Genomic DNA, 17,028 nt, shown 5'->3' on the forward strand with positions numbered 1-17,028 from the left:
ACAGCAAGGTGACCAAGGAGCTGATCAACGCGTTCAAGCGGGTGACCGGCAAGGAGAACATCCTGTTCCGGGTCGCCGACGCCGCGCTCGGGCATTGAGGCGCGCATCGCCTCCTTCAACGTGGCGATGAACACCGTGGCGTCCAGCGGCTGGCGCAGGTTCTCGTAGTGAACGTCCCGGTTGTCCTCGAAGTCGGTCGGCAGGTCTTCCTCGGGGTTGCGCCAGCGGCGGGCGCCGGCAACGTAGATCTCACGGCGGCGCAGCGCGTCCTTCAACGACACGATCACGCACAGCTCGTAGGAGGCCCGCTCAATGACCCCGTTCTCATCAACCACCGCTTCCAGCCAGCCGTCCGGCACCACCCCTTGGATGGGGACGTTCTCGCTGGCGTCGTAGTGGCGGGTGGTGTTCGGGATGTCGGCGTAGCGCTGCAGCAGATCCACGGCGTCCATCACCGGCCGATAGGCGGTGTTGTTGCACTTGAACCCGATCGCGGACAGCAGCTTGGGCAGCATCCGCCGGTAGTAGGAGGTGTAGGAACTGGTCAGCACTGTCCGCACGCGGGCCTTGTAGGCGCGGGCGTCCGCCTTCGCCTCGGCGACCAGAGCATGCAAAGTGGCCTCCCCGCCCGACACCGCCGGGAACACCACCTGCCGGACCGTGCCCTCCGGCCGACGCAGCGACGCCTCGGCAATCGAGAACAGCTTCTCGGTCTTGCGGTGCACCTTCTTGGCCTCGGCCTCGATCGCCCGCTCGACCTTCCGCTCCGCCCGCGTGTTGATCTTCGACACCAGGCCGATGAACAGATCGACCAGCGCGTCGGTGATCTCCGTCGTCCGCGACCACGCCAACGCGGCCACCAACGTCAACCGGACCGGCGGCTGGTTCGCCGCGAAGTCCGACGGATGCGAGGCCATCGCCCGCGCCCGCCACGAGGCCACCAGCCGATCCGAATACCCGCCGAACAGATCCACCGCCAGCCCCAGCGCCTTGGCCCGCCGCAGCTTGACGATCTCCTCCAGCAGCGTCTCCAGCCCCAGCCGCCCGGGGTCGGACTTCAGCTCCAGCAGGAACCCGTCCTCACCCGTGGCCAGCTCCCACAGCGACCGCGCCGAGTCTGCCGACAGCCCGTTCAGCACATGCAGGCAGAACTCCCGCTCGAACCGCGCCCTGCCCGCGCCCACGATCCGCTCCACCCTGCCCGGTGGCTCGATCTTCAACGTCCGGCAGCGCGACAGCAGCGCCGCCCGCAATCCCTCGTCCGTGAACACCATCGGGCAGATCTTGTCCGCCAGCCACTCGGCCAGCACATCCTCATCCGCCCGGGTCGACTCCCGAAACCCCAGCGCGTCCCGCACCTTGGCCCGGTGCCGCTCGATCGACCGGCCCGACCAGTCGTACTCCGCCAGCAACGCCGGCTCGACCTTCACCTGTCCGGCCACGTAATCCACTGCGGCCTTAGGCAGCTCACCCACGTGCCGTGGGAACCGGCCCTCCAGCTCGTAAAACTTCAGCATCAGGCCGAACCCCAGACGGGTCGCCCCCGTCTTGTTCCCCACCAGTTCCCAGTCGCCGTCCAGCAGCGTCCAAGCCGCGATCAGCTCTTCCGGCTCCCACTCCCGCCGCACCCGAACCCGCCCTCCACCTGACCGTCTCCGACACGAACACGATCAAGCAGAAACCCCACCCGCCCAGCCGGATTCACCGCTCCGAAACGACCACGAATCGCAATCGTGATGTCTCATTCCGTTACCTGGCGGCTGGGGACATCTTCGGGAGCGGAGGGCCCTCACCGGCTAACCAGCCCAGCCCCACCTGGAGATTGACAGCCAGAGCTCGAAGCACCGCCAGGGTCGGATTGGTTCGTTTGCGGGTCTTGAGCTGGCTGATGTAGGCGCGAGTGACCGGGACACCGGCGGCGGTCAGCGCATCGGCAAGTTGCGCCCCGGAACATCCACGCCACTTCATGGCCAACGTCAATCGGTCGGCGAGATCGGCCAATGATGCCTCTTTCTCCAGGCCGGGCAAGCGCTCAGGGCCCGGCGCCTCAGTTCCCCACACGCCAGGGAAGGTCGCCCCCGGCGCTTCACTCGGGTGGTCTCCGCTTCAGCCACACTAATTTTGGTAAGTCACAATTGACACCAATGCCTCAGGTTAACCAATATCACCACTGACACGATAAGTGTCACTTTACAACGGTGGGTTGGTGCGGGCTCGGCCCGTCCTCCCGGGGAGGGACGGCAGACATGGGCGGCAAGCCGCAGGACGAGCACCCCCCAGGCCGCCGGTCGCAGGACGCGCCGGCCGGGGCTGACGAGAGCGAAGTGGTGCTGCGGATCAGCTCCCGTCTCGTCCCGGCCGGTGTCCGCGTACACATCGCGCGGTGGCCGCTCGGCGGCCTCCATGTGTGGACCACCGATACGTCCGGCAGATCCGACGGCTCGACCTGGGTGATGCACCACCGCATCGCCCGACAGGTGGCGCTGGCCGGCTGGCACGCCGAGGTGAGCGCCGACGGGGTGCTGGTGCTGGGATGGGGCGCCGCCGCGCTCAAGCACCGGGTCCGGCTGCTGCACAAGGCGCTGAGTGGACGGCTGGCCGATTTCCCGGGCACCGCCTCGCTCGCCGTGGACGGCGCCATCCGGGCGGCCAGGGACCAGCGGCTGGGTCGAACCCCTGGTGAGGTGATGGAGGCCGCGTGCGAGCACGTGCGAGAGCAGCTGCGCTGGCCGCGCCGCTTAGCCGATCTTGACGGCCTCGCGCGCACGTCGCAGCTGAACCGCCTGAGTCTATTGCTGGCGCAGGTGGATCGGCTGGAGGTGCAGGTCCGGCGCGCTTGTGACGATCACCTTGCTCTTGCCCGGATCGTGGCCGGTGCGATGGCCGAGCTTCTGGCCAGCGGTCAGGATCCGGCCCAGGCTCGCCGCCAGGTCCTTCACACCGGGTGGGCACTGGTGCGCGCCAGCCACGTCTGTGCCACTGCGGCCAGGAGCATCGCGCCCGCCTTCGCCGGCGGAACGCCGGGCGCGGGGCTCGTCGAGCGGCACATCGTGGCGAGCGTTCGCCATCTGCCCGCCGCCCACCCACATCAGGGGCCGCCGAGGTGATCTCGACGTCCGACTCGGATCCGGCCGCCCGGCACAGGAGCCGAGGCCACCATCGCGCCTCGACCGGCCTGCCGCTGCTACGGCTGATCACCGCCGCCGTTACCGCGCTGGTGATGGCCGACATGGTCGCCACCACGCTTGCGCTGCCCGTGCTCGGCAGCGATCCCATCACGCGGGCGGTTCCCCTCTCGCAACTGAGCCTGCTCAGCTCCATCAACATGGCGGCGATCGCGGCGCTGTTGGCCACCGCCGGGCGGCTCGCCGACCTGCTCGGGCGCCGTGCCGTACTCACCGCCGGCCTGGTCCTGTTCGCCGTTGGCGCTCTGGCGTGTGCCTTCGCGCCATCGTGGGCGGTGCTGCTCGGTGGGCGCCTGGCTCAAGGCGTCGGGGCGGCGCTGATGATGCCCGCCTCGCTCGGTCTGCTACTGAGCCACCTGCGTGAGCATCAGCACCGCGGTGCCATGGCGTTGTGGGGGGCGGCCACCGGTGGCGGCGCGCTGGTCATGCATGCCCTGGGCGGGCTGGTCCTGACCGGTTACGGCTGGCGGACCCTCTACCTGTCGTCGGGGATGTGCGCGCTGGGGTTGCTGCTGCTGACGGTGGCTCTGCCCCGGATCCGGGCGACGGACCGGCGGATGCCCGACCTGCTCGGCATGCTGGCGCTGGCGGGCGCGACCACCGCGCTGGTGCTGGTCATTTCCTACGGCAGCCGGTGGGGGTGGACGTCGATGCCCACGATGGGCGGCCTGGCCGCTTCGGCGGCCGCCGCCGGGCTTGCTGTGGCGCGCTCACGGCGGCATCCGGCGGGCGCGATCGACCTCGGGCTGAGGAGCATCCCCGGGATGGGCTGGGCGTGGCTGACCGCGCTGCTGTACGGGCTGATGAGCGTCCCGGTCCTGGTCATCGCCCCGATCATGCTGCGCGAGGACGGCCTGGGCCCGGTCGCGGCTGGTCTCGCCCTGGCGCCCATGTCAGCCATGGTCATGCTGGCCAGCCCGTTGGCCTCCCGGCTGGCCCGCCGCATCGGCGTCTCCTGGACCGTCTACGCCGGCGCCTTCGTCACCGCCCTCGGCGGCCTGGCGCTGATCCCCTCCCTGACGCCCTCTGCCTGGGCGCTGGGCGCGAGCGCCGTCCTGGGCCTGGGGTTCGGGACCGTCACCACCCCGGCAATGATCTCCGGCACGCTCGCTGTCACACCCGGCCGCTACGCCACGGCGGTCGGCTCCGTCATCACCGCGCGGATGCTCGGCGGCGCGCTCGGGCCCACCGTGGCCACCGCCTACCTCGCGCACGTCGGCCCGCAGGACGGATACCAGGGCGTGCTGGCCGGCTGCGTGATCGTGGCTCTCGCGCTGGCCGCGTGCGCCCTGGTCCGCGCGACCCGGCAGGCACGCCGTCGCGTCCGCCCCGCGCCCCGCGCCGCTCTGGTCGCGGCACTGCCGGCGGCGGGGCCGCGCACCGCAGCGCAGGAGGAACTGCAGCGGCTACGCGAGGTCCTCGTCCGCCAGCGCGCCCGGTTCGAGGCGATCGCGCATACCGCCGAGACCGAGCTCGCCGCGCTGAGCGATCCCTCTCGCGTCCGCTTCCCCCGCGGCGGCGCCCACCCCATGCCGCCCCTCACCTCGATCCCGGAGGCCCGCCATGACCATGACCGCACTACCCCGCTCCCCGTACGCGACCCCGCCGGCCGAACGCACCGACGCTCGGCCTGAGCGGCTGCTGGATCTGGCGCCGGAACTGAACACCGACACCCTGCCGGCGCTCAGCGCAGCAGACGTGCGCGCCATGGCGGCATGGCGCTCGATCCTCGCCTACGCCAATCGGGCCATCGCAGAGATCGACGCCCTCGGCCTGTGACCTGCGCAGCCGCTCCGACAGGACCCGCCCCTCCATCTCACGATCAGGACCAAGCTCATGACACACAGCTCGACCCCGGCCCTGTGCCGGGTGGACGCCCAGACGATCACCCGCATCCTGCTCAGCCACGACGGCTCGACCACCACATTGCTGGCCTCACTTCTTGAGGAGCCCGTGCGGGTGCGGGTGGTGCTGCAGGCTCAGCGGCCCGCGGCCACGGCCCTGTCACCCGCCGCCCGCGTCCGGATGGACGCCTCCGCCGACGACACGATGATCGTGCGCCGGTCGAACCTGGTACGCCCCACCGGGGCCGCGATCTCGGCCAACAAGGTGGTGTTGGACCCCTGCCATCCGCTCGCTGCCGACGTCATCACCGGCTGCGACATCCCGCTCGGCTACCTGCTCGCCGGGCAGCGGGTAGAGCAGCGGCGCGAACTTCTGGCCCGGGGCGTGCGCCGGTGGTCGTGGGGACCGCCGGATTCCGCCGGCCAGAGCCGCGTCAGCGTCTGGCGCTCCTACATCATCGTCATCTCAGGGTCGCCCGCCTTCTACATCGAGGAGGTCTTCCACCCGGATCTCATTCCGCCGCTGCCTGAGCTGCTGGACGGCGAGCCCGACGAGCACCAGGAGGAGTGGCCGGATGTGGCCTCTGCCGGATGATCGCCCATCCCTCTACCTGCTGGATCAGCCGTCGCCGCCCTTCCCTCCGCAGCTGAACTGCATGCCCTTGTCCGGCCGGGCGCGGGAGCTCGCCGGCGGCTGGTGGCACCTGCCGGAAACGGAAAGCCCTACCCCGATGTGCAGGCCTGCCCAACGCGCCGCTCGGCGCCTGCAACAGCTGCTCGGCTACCTGTGGGAGACCAGCCCGCCCTCGCCGGGCGATGCGCTCTGCCAGCAGGACATCAGGCCAGGCTTCGGCGGGATCACCGCCTACAGCGGCATCCGACTGGGCCGCAGCCGCCACCATGTGTTCGTCGCCGGCTGCCAGTTACCCACCGCCCGAGTGCGGGACGTGCGGGAGGTGACCATCATCACCGGCACGTGTCTGTTCAGCGGACCCTCGGCGCGTGTGATCACAGGGTCCGGCGGTGCTGTGCCCATCGCGGACCTCCGCCATAGCACGTTGCCGGATCGAGCCATCAGGCTGGAGGTGGAAGAGCAACTCACCCTGGCCGAGCACGAGGCGACCGCGCGGCTGGCCAGCGCGGCATCAGGTCTGGCCTCCCGGATCCCGCCCACGGTAGACGTCACCGTGCTGGCCGATGTGCCCAACACCGCCACCGCCCTGCATCTCCTGGAATCGGCCCAGCGCGGCCAGGTATCGCCGGCCCTGCTACTGGACTGGTGCGACGCGGTCGCCGCGCGGCACGACCGAGTCTCCGCGTTGCTGACCGCGCGCTGCCACGCCGTCTTAGCCGAGGTAGGAAGCTCCCAGTGGATACGCATCGCGCGGCCGGACGAGCTGGAGCAGGTCGGCGCGTATCTGCGATGCGCACTCACCCGCGGTCGTGTCCCGACCACGCTGGAGCTGGTCTCCGTGGCCGCCAGCCAGGACCCGCTGTGGCAGAGGACCGTGCGGATCGCGCGGCCGGCCACCCCCAGTGACCTGGCCGCCCTGTCCTACGTCGTTCCTCAGATTCGTGCCGCCCTCAGCACAAGAGATCAGCCGCGTCTGGCGATTCAGGTGGAAAGCCCTCAGGAGCTCAAGATCCTGCTCCGGTCACGATCCCTGACGACCGCTCTGCTGGCCCATAGCCCGGACGCCGTGATTCCCCTCGCCGGGATCTATCCGCTGGGTCGGCTGTGGGTGCGCGGCTGTGAGGGCGGCACGCACCCCGCCCTGTACTGCCACGATCCGGGCAGGTGGGCAGTCGATGCATCGGGGCAACGGATCGACCTTGTCGAGTTGGCCGTCGACCTGTACCCGGCAGCCGCGCAACGCGTGGCGGTAGGCGGATGACCGTCGACATCGCCGTGCGCGGCCCGCACACCAGCCCCGCCGTACGGAGGCGGGTGGGGCCATGGGTGTGCCTGGTCGCGGCGGCCGCGTGCTGGGCCACCTACACGCCGGTCACCTCCGTAGCGCTCAATGCCCGGATGCCCGTCTCGGCCCTGCTGTTCGTCCAGGTGGCTGCCGCCACGGCGGTGCTGTGGTCGGCAGTGGTGCTGCGCGGCCGGGGGCCGGTCCCGAACCTGGGCCGGATCGCGATGCTGGGAGTGCTGGAGCCCGGTGCCAACTGCACGTTCTTTTCTCTCGGCCTGACCGTGCTGCCCTCTGCGGCCAGTTCGCTGCTGCTGTCGAGTGAGAGCGTGCTGGTGGCCGTGCTGGGCGTCCTGGTGCTCGGCGAGCGGCTCGGCCGTCCCGGCTGGGCCGGGCTCGGCGCCGGCGTGCTGGGGCTGTGGGTGCTGTCTGGCGCGCAGGGCACGGGCGGCTTCTCGCCGGGCGCGCTGTTGGTGATCGCCGCGACGGGAGCGTCGGCGATCTATTGCGTGACCGCCGCGCGGGTGATGCGTGATGACCGGGTCGACGTCATCGCCACGACAGCCTGGCAGTACAACGTCGGCCTGCTGTGCGTCGGCGCGCTCGCGGCTGGTCAGCTCGTGGCCGACCCAGGCCGGCTCGCCGCGCAGGTGGCCCTCATCCCGGCGCCGGTGTGGGCGACGGCCGCCGCTGGCGGTCTGCTGCTCGCGGTGCCCAGCCTGCTCTACAACGCGGCCATCCGGCACATCCCGATCGCCGCGGCGGGCGTGGTCCTCAACCTGATCCCGGTGCTCGGCGCGGCCATCGGCGTCCTGGCGCTGGGGGACCGGCTGGCCGTCCATCAGGTGGTCGGTGCGGCCGTCACCGTGGCCGGGATCGTGCTGCTGACTGCCCGCCGATGACCTCCGTCCTTGTTCCTTGCCCGTTCCCTCACCGTCTGGGAGAGGCCGAATGCCTTTATCCGATGACGAGCGCGAGCTCGTCGACGAGCTGCGCCGCGAGTACGCGGCGCACCTGCACGACTACCTGCGTGCCGACCTCGATCCCGCCCAGGCCCGGCTCGCTCTCGCCGGCGCACTGCTGACGGCCCTGCGGCACGCCACCCACCCCCGCCTCGAGCACCTGCGGGCTTGGCTGTACGGGGTGGCCCGGGCGCACCGCGACGCGCTGGCCGCCGAACCCACCAACGCCGATACCGAAGATCCCGGCCAGCGGCCACACTCTGACCGGCTGACGGGTCTGCTGCGCCGGGCGCTGGTCGCACTGCCGGCCGAGCATCGCGAAGTGCTCGACCTGTCGATGCGACATGCCCTGAAGGCCGCCGAGATCGCGCCCATCGTCGAGTTGGAAGACGAGCAGGTCGAGAAGCTCATCGCCGCGGCGGCCGACCGTCTGGAGAGGTGGGTGGCCGCCGTCGGCGCGGCCGGCACCGACGATGCTGGCATCGGCTGCCGGAAGCTGGCCGACCTGGTTGCGTCCGCCCCTGCGACGGCCGCGTGCGACGACACCCAGATCAGTCACCATGTCGGCGCCTGCGGCACCTGCCAGGCCGCACCCCTGGTCGTCGCCGCCAGCACGCTTCCACAGCACCTGCCCATGCGGGTCGCTCCCGACTGCCTCACTGAGGAGTTCGCGCAGGCGGCCCCGCTGCCGGACGACGAGCGGCTGTGGCGGGCGAACGGGTTCCCTGTTCAACGCCGCCCTCTGGTCGAGCTGGCCGAGAGTGGGCCCGCACCGAGCGCCGCTGCTGGAAGCCTCCAGGCAGCAGCCGCGCCCGACGAGGAGGAGGAGTTCCGCGCGTGGGACAAGCGCGCCCAGGCCGTGGCGAAGTTCTGGGCGCCCCGACCGGACGAAGCCAACCCCGAAGCCAGCCTGTCGCTACGGCCGATGCTGCCCGCCCTGCGGGTCGGCTCCCTGATCGTCGCAGTGGTTGTCGCGGTCGGCGTCGCCGGCGCGGCCTTTTCCGCGCTGCGGCCGGAGCGCCCAACCACGGTGACACAGGCCGCCGCCCCGCGACCGATAGAGACGATCACGCTGATCACCACCGAGCCGCCGCCGGATCCGGCCTTGGAGGAACCGCCCACCCTCGCCCCCACCTCCACGGCCCCGTCACCCCGGCGCGCCATCGCGCCCACGACACGACCGGTCCGGAAGGCGAGCACGCACGCCCCCAGCCCACGCCCCACCAAGAAGGCCCCTACTGTGACCGCCTCGGTCCGGCCGCTCAAGACCAGCGGCCCCGACGAGCCGCCCCGCCAGACCACCCGGCCCAGGTCTTCCTCGTCGGCGAAGACGCTGCCCAAGCCCGCAGCTCCGGCGGCGGCGGTGTCGCCCTCCAGCGTGAGCCTGGGCTCCGGTCGCAGCGGATCCATCGAGCTGTCGGTCTCCCCGGGCACGGGCGAGATCGTGTCCGCCTCCGGCAGTAACGGCATCGAGGTCAGCGGCACGCGCTTCACTGTGTCCGCTCCCGAGGAGAAGCCGGGCTGCTCCACCACGACGGAGTCCGGAACGATCACGATCACCTGGCGCGGAACCAACACCGGTGACGGCCGCACGACCACCGGCACCACCACAGGTGGCGGCACCCTCAGCGTGTCCGTGACCTGGACCGTCCAGCCCGACAAGGGCTATTGGCAACCCACCGGCTCGGTCGGCCACGTCGGCAGCAAGGACGGTTTCTGGTCGAACTGCCCCAACGGCCAATGACGATCTTCACCAGGAGTATGAGATGAAGAAGTTCTTCGGGGCTATGACGCCGCGCGAGAAGCGGTTTGCCGCCGCGGGCATCGTCATCGCCCTGACGGTGTGCCTGCCGGTGATGGCCCTGGCGGAGCCGGGCCTCGTTCCAGGCTCGGGGCCGGGCGATCCAGTGGACCCCGGTGTGGAGCAGGCTCTCGATGTCTCCCGCGGCGACTCCTGCCGGAACATGCTGCCCGCGGACACCCCCAAATACGTGTCCTGCCGCTGGCTGAACGCCCCCCAGGATGCCGCCGACGTAGCTAAGTGGTGGCTGGATGACGACGGCGCTCGGCTGGAGAGCGCTCAGCCGCTACCGCCGGAGTACGTGCGCTGCAACGAGGCGACGGACCTGTCGAAATACAGCTCGTGCCGAGGTGGCGAAACGATCTGCAAGCAGCTTTCCGGCGGCTGGTACCAGTGCACGAACCACGCCACCGGCAAGATCACCTATGAGGGGACCGTCAACGGCCGGCGCGAGATTCGCACCAAGCCCCCCACCACGGCGGCCCTCGCCACGCCGACGATCACGCCGAGCCCGAAGGGCACCAAGGTCAGCGCTACCGCATCACCCGCCCCCACCCTGACGATCCCGGCATCGGCCGTGGCTGAGCTGTCCGACAGCGCCGGCGACGGCACCCAGCCCACCGCCACCCCGACGCCGACCATGACCTCGACGCCCGACAACGAGCGGGCGACGGCCACCAAGTCCTCGCTCTCCGAGGCCATTGAGGCCGCCCGATCGGCTCGGTTGCGCATCTGGGTGGAGACCGAGCTGGCCGATGACTACCTCGCCGGCGACGAGCAGTTCGAGGCCGCGCTACAGGCGCTGATCGCCGCCGCCCGGCAGCCGGGCGTGATCGGGGTGAAGTTCGCCGACAACCTCGGCTACAGCGGCTTCACCTCCGAGGACCAGATCCGCTCCTTCGTGTCTCGCGCGAGCGCTGCGCTGCGCGGCGGACTGCCGGGCAAGCGCCTGGCCATCGGGGTAGTGGTGGGCGAGCTCGGCTGTGGCTCCTCGGCCGAGTGCGTCACCGCCATGCGCGCTCGGGCGCCGCTGGCCACCAAGCAGCACGTCGGCCACTACATCAAGGCCAGCCACCCCGACGTCGTGCAGGTCTCCACCGGCCTGTTCTCGCCCACCTACCGCCAGTACGAGATCGCTGACCCGACCACCGGAAAGGCCACCCCCATCACCCCCGCGCTCGCGGCACAGGCTCAGTGGCTCAGCATCCGCGCGCTCGGCTGGGACACCATGGCCCAGATCACCTCACGCGAGTACGGCCTTGCCCACCACGGAGACACCTCCTCCTGGGACAAGGCACAGGCCACCGCGCAGGTCACCGCCCGGGTCAGCGCGGTGATCGGGCTCGGCGCGCCCACCATCACACTGTGGGGACATCAGGCGGTCGACGGCGGCCAGACCTACCGGCTGCTGGACGCCGGCCTGAACGAAAACGAGATGTGGCGGCAGCTCCTCGGCCAAGACGCACGAGAGCGGCTGTCGGTGATCGTCGATCCGGCACAGACCGAGCACGGGGTGCGCGAGGACATCGCCGCCCTGGCCGCGGGCATCAGCGAGATCTTCATCCTCGTGTGATGCGGGACGATCAGGCACCGCACCTGCCCGAAGGCCGCCCCTATCCCGGCTACGAAGGGCCGCTGGGCTTCGCCGACGTCGACGGCGGCTACCCCGTCGACGTCGGCGACAGCACCGGGACACAGGACGATCCCGACGACGGGCCGGCTGAGCACCAACCGCACCAGGACGCCCACCCCGCCGCCTCACCGGGCGGGCGGCGGTTGCACAACCCTCTGCCGCCCGTCTCCGCAGCCGCCGACGACCACGACGACTGGTACGACGCCAGCCCGCCGAGCACGGACTGGGCCAGGATCGTGCCGATCGGCCTGGTGCTGACCGCGGCCGTCGGAGTCGGCATCTGGCTGGCCATCCCCACCAGCGACCAACACGCGGCACCGCCGAGCACGCCCTCACCCACCAGGCAGGCGACGACGCGGCCGCCGCGAGAGGTTCCCTCCAGGCTGACCGCCACCGCCCGGCCCACCCCGTGGTGGACTCCCTCGGCCAGCTCCTGGCCGAGCCGTACCACGACGCCGACCCGTACCCCTTCGCCAAAGGCGTCACCGAGCCGGCGCCCGACAGCGACCACGACGGCGGCCCCCGTGACGCGCCGGCCACAGCCCACCATCACCGTCACCCGGACCGTGAAGACGACCACCAGAGCGAGCCCCACCCTGCGCGACGACGGCCCCGTCGAACCGCCAGGCACCAGAGCGTCGTTCCCCACTGGCGCCCCGCCGTCGGCCACCTGCGAGACCTGGAGCGACTGCCACGATGAGCCACCGGGAGGCTGATCCATGCCGCACACCGGGATCCGGCCCATGCCGGCGGCCGCGGCGATGGACGGCTGGCAGCTGCTGACCCGCCACGGGATGCTCGTCGCCATCGCCGCTGGCCTCCTGGGCTTCGTGCTGGCCTTCCTCGTGCTGCGCGACCGGCTCCGCGACCCGCGCCGACGCCAAGGGCTGGCCCTGTGGTGGCGGCTGCGCTGGCGGCTCTACCCGGGCAAGGGCTTCGCCCGCCGCCTGGAGCTGTGGCGGCACTACGGGCTGCCCGCCGCCCGCAAGGTCGCCCAGCAGGCGCGCCCGTCGCTGCGCGGCTGGTGGACGCGCTACCTGGTGCGCCACAGCGAGGTCGCGGTGTTCCTGGGCTGGGCCCAGGGCTGGATCTTCCGCTTTCGCACCTACGCCGCCTTCGAGGACAACCTCCTGGTGCTCGCGCCGCAGAAGGAAGGCAAGACCGCTCACCTGGCCGGCAGGATCATCGACGCCCCAGGAGCGGTGATCGCCACCAGCATCCGCGACGACATCGTCACGCTGACCGCCGGACTGCGGGCCCAGCGCGGTCGCGTCCACTTGTTCAACCCCGAACGGGTCGGCGAGTACGCCTCCACGCTGCGCTGGTCGCCCGTGGACGGCTGCGAGGACCAGGCGACCGCGATCCGCAGGGCCGCGCACATGGTGGCCGCCACCCAGACCGGCGGCCTGTCCGACGAAGGCTTCTGGACCTCCCAGGCCGCCATGGTCCTGGCCGCGCTCCTGCACGCCGCCGCGCTGGAACGCCTGACCCTGGAGCGCGTCTACGCCTGGGCGCTGGACGAGGACCAGGCCCCGCTGAAGATCCTGGACCGGCAAGGCCGCGGCACCGACCGCGCCGCCGCCCTCGTACGCCGCTACCACGCCCTGCACGTCCGCACTCGAGACTCGATCTTCCTGACGCTGCGGCAGGCGCTGCGCTGCATGGAAGACCCGGCCACCGCCTGGGCGGTCTGCCCCAAGCCCGGCCAAGGCCTCGATCTGGAAGAGGTGCTGCGCCGCCGCGAAACCCTCTACATGATCGCCGGGGAGGACGCCCATCCGGCCATCCCCGTGCTGTTTACCACGCTGGTGGCCGAGATCCACCACCAGGCACGCCAACTCGCCTCCCAGCGGCCCAGCCGCCGCATGGACCCACCCACCATGATCGTGCTGGACGAGGCACCCGAAATCTGCCCGATCACCCAGCTACCCGGATGGCTGGCCACCGCCGCCGGCTCCGGCCTGTTCTTCATCGTCGCCGGCCAGTCCCACTCCCAGTTCCGGCAACGCTGGGGAGCCGAAGGCGCCAAGACCATCTGGAACAACACCAAAGCCAAGCTGCTGGCCGGCGCCACCTCCGACCCCGACGACCTCGAGGTGATGTCCAAACTGTGCGGCGAGATCGCCCTGCCGTACTGGGAGGAATCCGTGGACGGCTCCGGCAAGCGGCAACGCACCCGCCGCTGGGAGACCGTCCCCGTGCTGCCACCCGAACAGGCCCGCCGCCTGCCCACCGGCCGCGCCCTCGTGCTGCGCCGTAACGCCACACCCACCATCGTTCGCATGGAACAGGTGTGGCGACGCGCGGACTACCGGCGCTGGCGCGCCAAGGACGGCACCGTCCCCCTGCCACGCCACCCGACCGCGACCCCCACGCCGCTCACCCTGCCCGAACCCGAGCCGACCCGGCGCTCCTGGCCGCGGCTTCCTCGCGGCCGCAGCGACCAGGAGCGCGCAGCCCGCCCCTGGCACATCGCATCGGCCGAGACCGAAGGTGACCAGTGACCGCCGGCCCGCCCGACGACCCCGGAGGGCAGGACGAGGAGCGCGGTGAGCTCATCGCCGAACTTTCCGCCGAACTGGAACAGCTGGCCACCACCGTGGCCGACCTCATCGCCACCCAACCGCACAACCGAACGTCCGGCGACCGGCCGGATCCGCCGCCCCGCCCCTGGTGCTGGCTGCGCATAACCCACGCGCAGAAGGCCGACCGGCTCGCCGAGCTCGGCGACTGGCTGACCCAGGTCCTATTCATCTGGCCCGCCGCCCAGCGCGCCGTGCTGACCTGCTGGCCCCGCCACTGGGACGTCATCGAGGAGCTGTCCATGCTGTATTGCGCCTGGCAGACCGCCTACCTGTGGGAAGAGCGGACATCCAGCGACGCCGCCGAGTTCCTGGACCGCTGGCTGCCCAACGCGATCGCCCGCATCGAGGTACGGCTGCGCCCCTGCGGCCAGGGCCACCAACCCGACGGGCCACGCCGCGACGACACCGACACCCTCGCGCCCGTGCTGGACGAGCTGCGCTGGCTGTAGCTGATCCCACATCACCCCTTTACGCTCACATGTTCGATAATGGCCTTCATGGATCCGCGCCGAGTAGAGCTGCACAATTGGCCCCACGACCGCGGCCCGGGTGGCTGGGTCGCACCGCACGGCGACCCCATCCACCGCTGGGTGGTGACACGCGTGTACGCCCGCTACCTCGCCCCCGAAGTCCCCGCCGGCGCCACAGACGAGCAGGGCCGCAGACTCAAGCCCCGATTCAAGATGCGCGCCTACCTGGTCGACCTGAGCGGCGACTCCTTGGGACTGCCCGACTACGATCACGTGCTCTTGCACCAGGTACCACCTGTGGGCTGGTGGATGATCAAGGAAGTCGATGACCACTACCTGCAGCGGATCCAGCGATACCAGGAGCAGTAGGACCGCACGGTCGCAGAGCTCCGCTGGACGCCGCTCACCCATCAGCGAATCTCGGATGCTGCTGTCGGTGCCGGCGCGTACCGTGGGCTGATCAGCAAGGCCTCGACCATAGGAGAGGTGCCTGATGACCATCCCCCACCCCTCGGCAAGCACGACGGCAGGAGCATCGGCCCGAGCGGCCTACCACGCCCGCCTGACCGCCACGCGCACTCGGCGATGGGCAACGCGCGCCACCCTGGCCCTGCTCGCCGGCATCGCGGCAGGATGGCTGCTCAGCTGGCAGGCCGCCCTGATCGCGGCCGTACTGGTCATGAGCGCGCACTGGATCTACCACCACCGACGGCATTCCGCCATAGTGGCCTGGCGCAAGGGAGCCGCAGGGGAGCGGGCCACCGCTCGTCGACTTCGATCCTTGGAGCTGGCCGGATACACCGTGCTGCACGACCGCGCACTGCCCAACACCCGGGCTAATGTCGATCATCTCGTGATCGGCGCGACCGGCGTGTTCGTGATCGACTCCAAGAAGTGGCATCGCCGCACCACCATCAGGCCGTCAGGCGGCAAGCTGTGGGTCGGGCGCACGCCGATCGACAAGATCGTGCGTCCCGTGCTCTTCGAGGCGCGAACGGTCAACGAGGTTCTGCGGCGCGCGACAGGACAGCGCGTTGAGGTCGTCACGGTGATCGCCGTGCACGGCGCTCGCCTGCCCCGTTGGGGTGCAATCAACGTCGGTGGTACGGCTTTGATGCGCGCGTCCCGATTGCACGGGTGGATCACGCGCCGTGCCAACTGCTACAGCTCTGCGGACGCCGCGTTGCTCGCCAAAGCAGCCGAGCAGGCCTTTCCTCCGTACATATCGGATTAGAGAAAGCTCGTGGGTGCCGGCGGTGTTGATGACGACGTCCTGGACGTCGGGGTGGTCGCTGTCGAGGTGGGGGATGCCGGCGGCGCGGGCGGCGTCCAGACCCTCGTTGGTGCGCTCGGAGATGAGGTCGCGTTCATCTCCGCAGCCATCGCGGCGACCAGGAACAGCATCTTGTCGGCGATACTCTGCCCGGCGGGGCGGTGAATGCCGGCAGATGCCGGTCAGGATGTGCAGGTTGATGCCGCGCGGCGCGAGCTCCTCTTCGAGGAAGACCAGCAGTTCCTTGACGCTGCGGGCGACCCGGTCGGGCTTGGTGATGACCAGGGTGTCACCAGCCTTCATCGACACCAGGGCGGCCTTCAGCTTGGGACCGTCCTTGCGGCGGGTCGAGATGGTCTCCTCGACGATCTCGCGGCAGTTGGCCGTGTTCAGCAGTTCCAGCTGTGCGGCGTGGTCCTGGCCCCGGGTGGAGACCCGGGCGTAGCCGACGGGGATGGCGTTGGCGACTGGCTCGGCGGCCGTCGGTGGCGTGGGGGTGACATTCACCCTTCCCCGGCCCCGGAACACGGTCCCGAAACTCAAGGACTGGAGGCGATGTGGGCGGCCAGGGAGAAATCTGACGGGCGGCCCGTCCGGAGAGCAGCCAGGAACGCACCAACGTCACGGGCGCGGACGGACCGAGAACTGCAGATGTGGCAGGGGACAGGCTGTTCCCTGCCACATCGCCGAACCGTACGGTGACGCGGACTTTTCTATGCTGGACAGAGAATGTTATCTTCTGCCATGGCTTCCGCGCTTGGAGCGCGACCGCTTGCCTTGCGCACGATTAGCTTTCGAGAAGTCAGGCGGTACAAGGATATCCTTGATTCCCTTGAAGGCCTCATCGAGCACGTTGCTAACTCGCGCACAGGAATCCAGAGCCGCGATAGTGTCAATCACTTCCCTGACTTTCTTGCGCGTCGGCTTTTTGTACAGTAGCGCAGCTATCTTCCCCGCTTTATACCCCTTCTCTGCGGATTCGAGTATTCGCGCAATGAGACTGGGGCCCAGCGAGATTTTTCCGGCTGCACATTCGATCACGTCTCGCCTCTGCTGCGCCAGCCCAGGGTAATGCTTTTGAGTGGCTTGCTTCTTCGCGTGCTTCTTTAGCTTGGCCTGCTTCTTCGCGTGCTTCTTTAGCTTGGCCTGCTTCTTCGCGAGTTTCTCCGCAGCCTTGGTTAGGTGAGAGCCTCCAGGCCAATCGGGATGGTGGATACCGGGGGGCCGACCCGGGCGATGGATACCCGGCAGTGGGCCAGGCCGGTGGATACCGGGGGGCCGACCCGGGCGATGGATACCCGGCAGTGGGCCAGGCCGGTGGATACCGGGGGGCCGACCCGGGCGATGGATACCCGGCAT

14 protein-coding genes and 1 pseudogene are annotated in these 17,028 nt (G+C 70.2%); 13 read left to right on the forward strand and 2 right to left on the reverse strand.

Annotated elements, in window-relative coordinates; translation table 11 throughout:
* On the reverse strand, positions 1 to 1,628 hold a 1,628-nt coding region (locus tag AB0H64_RS43710), incomplete at its 3' end, for a DUF4158 domain-containing protein (RefSeq protein ID WP_357637514.1).
* A gap of 618 nt (positions 1,629 to 2,246) precedes the next feature.
* Between AB0H64_RS43710 and AB0H64_RS43715 the strand changes: the two genes are divergently transcribed.
* The 13 genes from AB0H64_RS43715 (at position 2,247) to AB0H64_RS43775 (ending at position 15,630) form a co-directional block, all read left to right on the forward strand.
* A complete protein-coding gene (locus AB0H64_RS43715; protein ID WP_357637516.1) occupies positions 2,247 to 3,107 on the forward strand; it encodes a hypothetical protein in 861 nt (286 codons plus the stop codon).
* Complete coding sequence (locus AB0H64_RS43720; protein ID WP_357637518.1) at positions 3,104 to 4,819, forward strand: MFS transporter; 1,716 nt, start codon at positions 3,104 to 3,106, stop codon at positions 4,817 to 4,819. Before AB0H64_RS43715 ends, AB0H64_RS43720 begins: the two co-directional genes overlap by 4 nt.
* Positions 4,749 to 4,964, forward strand: a complete 216-nt coding sequence (locus tag AB0H64_RS43725) for a hypothetical protein (RefSeq protein ID WP_357637521.1) — start codon at positions 4,749 to 4,751, stop codon at positions 4,962 to 4,964. Before AB0H64_RS43720 ends, AB0H64_RS43725 begins: the two co-directional genes overlap by 71 nt.
* Before the next feature lie 57 nt (positions 4,965 to 5,021).
* Positions 5,022 to 5,624, forward strand: coding sequence for a chorismate pyruvate-lyase family protein (locus AB0H64_RS43730; RefSeq protein WP_357637524.1), 603 nt, complete (start codon positions 5,022 to 5,024; stop codon positions 5,622 to 5,624).
* Positions 5,605 to 6,924 (forward strand): hypothetical protein, encoded by a 1,320-nt coding sequence (locus tag AB0H64_RS43735; RefSeq protein WP_357637526.1) that lies wholly within the window; start codon positions 5,605 to 5,607, stop codon positions 6,922 to 6,924. The genes AB0H64_RS43730 and AB0H64_RS43735 overlap by 20 nt, the downstream gene beginning before the upstream one ends.
* On the forward strand, positions 6,921 to 7,847 hold the full coding sequence (locus AB0H64_RS43740) for a DMT family transporter (RefSeq protein WP_357637527.1): 927 nt from the start codon (positions 6,921 to 6,923) through the stop codon (positions 7,845 to 7,847). Before AB0H64_RS43735 ends, AB0H64_RS43740 begins: the two co-directional genes overlap by 4 nt.
* A gap of 49 nt (positions 7,848 to 7,896) precedes the next feature.
* Positions 7,897 to 9,651, forward strand: coding sequence for a hypothetical protein (locus tag AB0H64_RS43745; RefSeq protein ID WP_357637530.1), 1,755 nt, complete (start codon positions 7,897 to 7,899; stop codon positions 9,649 to 9,651).
* A 22-nt stretch (positions 9,652 to 9,673) separates the two neighbouring features.
* Entirely contained in the window at positions 9,674 to 11,281 is a 1,608-nt protein-coding gene (locus tag AB0H64_RS43750; protein ID WP_357637532.1) for a hypothetical protein, read from the forward strand.
* Positions 11,281 to 12,057 (forward strand): hypothetical protein, encoded by a 777-nt coding sequence (locus tag AB0H64_RS43755; protein WP_357637535.1) that lies wholly within the window; start codon positions 11,281 to 11,283, stop codon positions 12,055 to 12,057. Before AB0H64_RS43750 ends, AB0H64_RS43755 begins: the two co-directional genes overlap by 1 nt.
* Before the next feature lie 3 nt (positions 12,058 to 12,060).
* A complete protein-coding gene (locus AB0H64_RS43760) occupies positions 12,061 to 13,845 on the forward strand; it encodes a TraM recognition domain-containing protein (protein ID WP_357637538.1) in 1,785 nt (594 codons plus the stop codon).
* Entirely contained in the window at positions 13,842 to 14,375 is a 534-nt protein-coding gene (locus AB0H64_RS43765; RefSeq protein ID WP_357637540.1) for a hypothetical protein, read from the forward strand. Before AB0H64_RS43760 ends, AB0H64_RS43765 begins: the two co-directional genes overlap by 4 nt.
* 141 nt (positions 14,376 to 14,516) lie before the next feature.
* The gene (locus AB0H64_RS43770; RefSeq protein WP_357637542.1) at positions 14,517 to 14,765 is read left to right on the forward strand and encodes a hypothetical protein; all 249 of its coding nucleotides are present in this window, start codon (positions 14,517 to 14,519) and stop codon (positions 14,763 to 14,765) included.
* Between the two features lie 310 nt (positions 14,766 to 15,075).
* The gene (locus AB0H64_RS43775; protein ID WP_357637550.1) at positions 15,076 to 15,630 is read left to right on the forward strand and encodes a nuclease-related domain-containing protein; all 555 of its coding nucleotides are present in this window, start codon (positions 15,076 to 15,078) and stop codon (positions 15,628 to 15,630) included.
* A gap of 87 nt (positions 15,631 to 15,717) precedes the next feature.
* Here AB0H64_RS43775 and AB0H64_RS43780 read toward each other — a convergent pair.
* A pseudogene (locus AB0H64_RS43780) lies at positions 15,718 to 16,197 on the reverse strand (recombinase family protein); the annotation flags it as partial.
* Positions 16,198 to 17,028 lie beyond the last annotated feature (831 nt).

It is taken from the genome of Nonomuraea sp. NPDC050733 (assembly GCF_040654215.1).
Lineage (GTDB): Bacteria > Actinomycetota > Actinomycetes > Streptosporangiales > Streptosporangiaceae > Nonomuraea.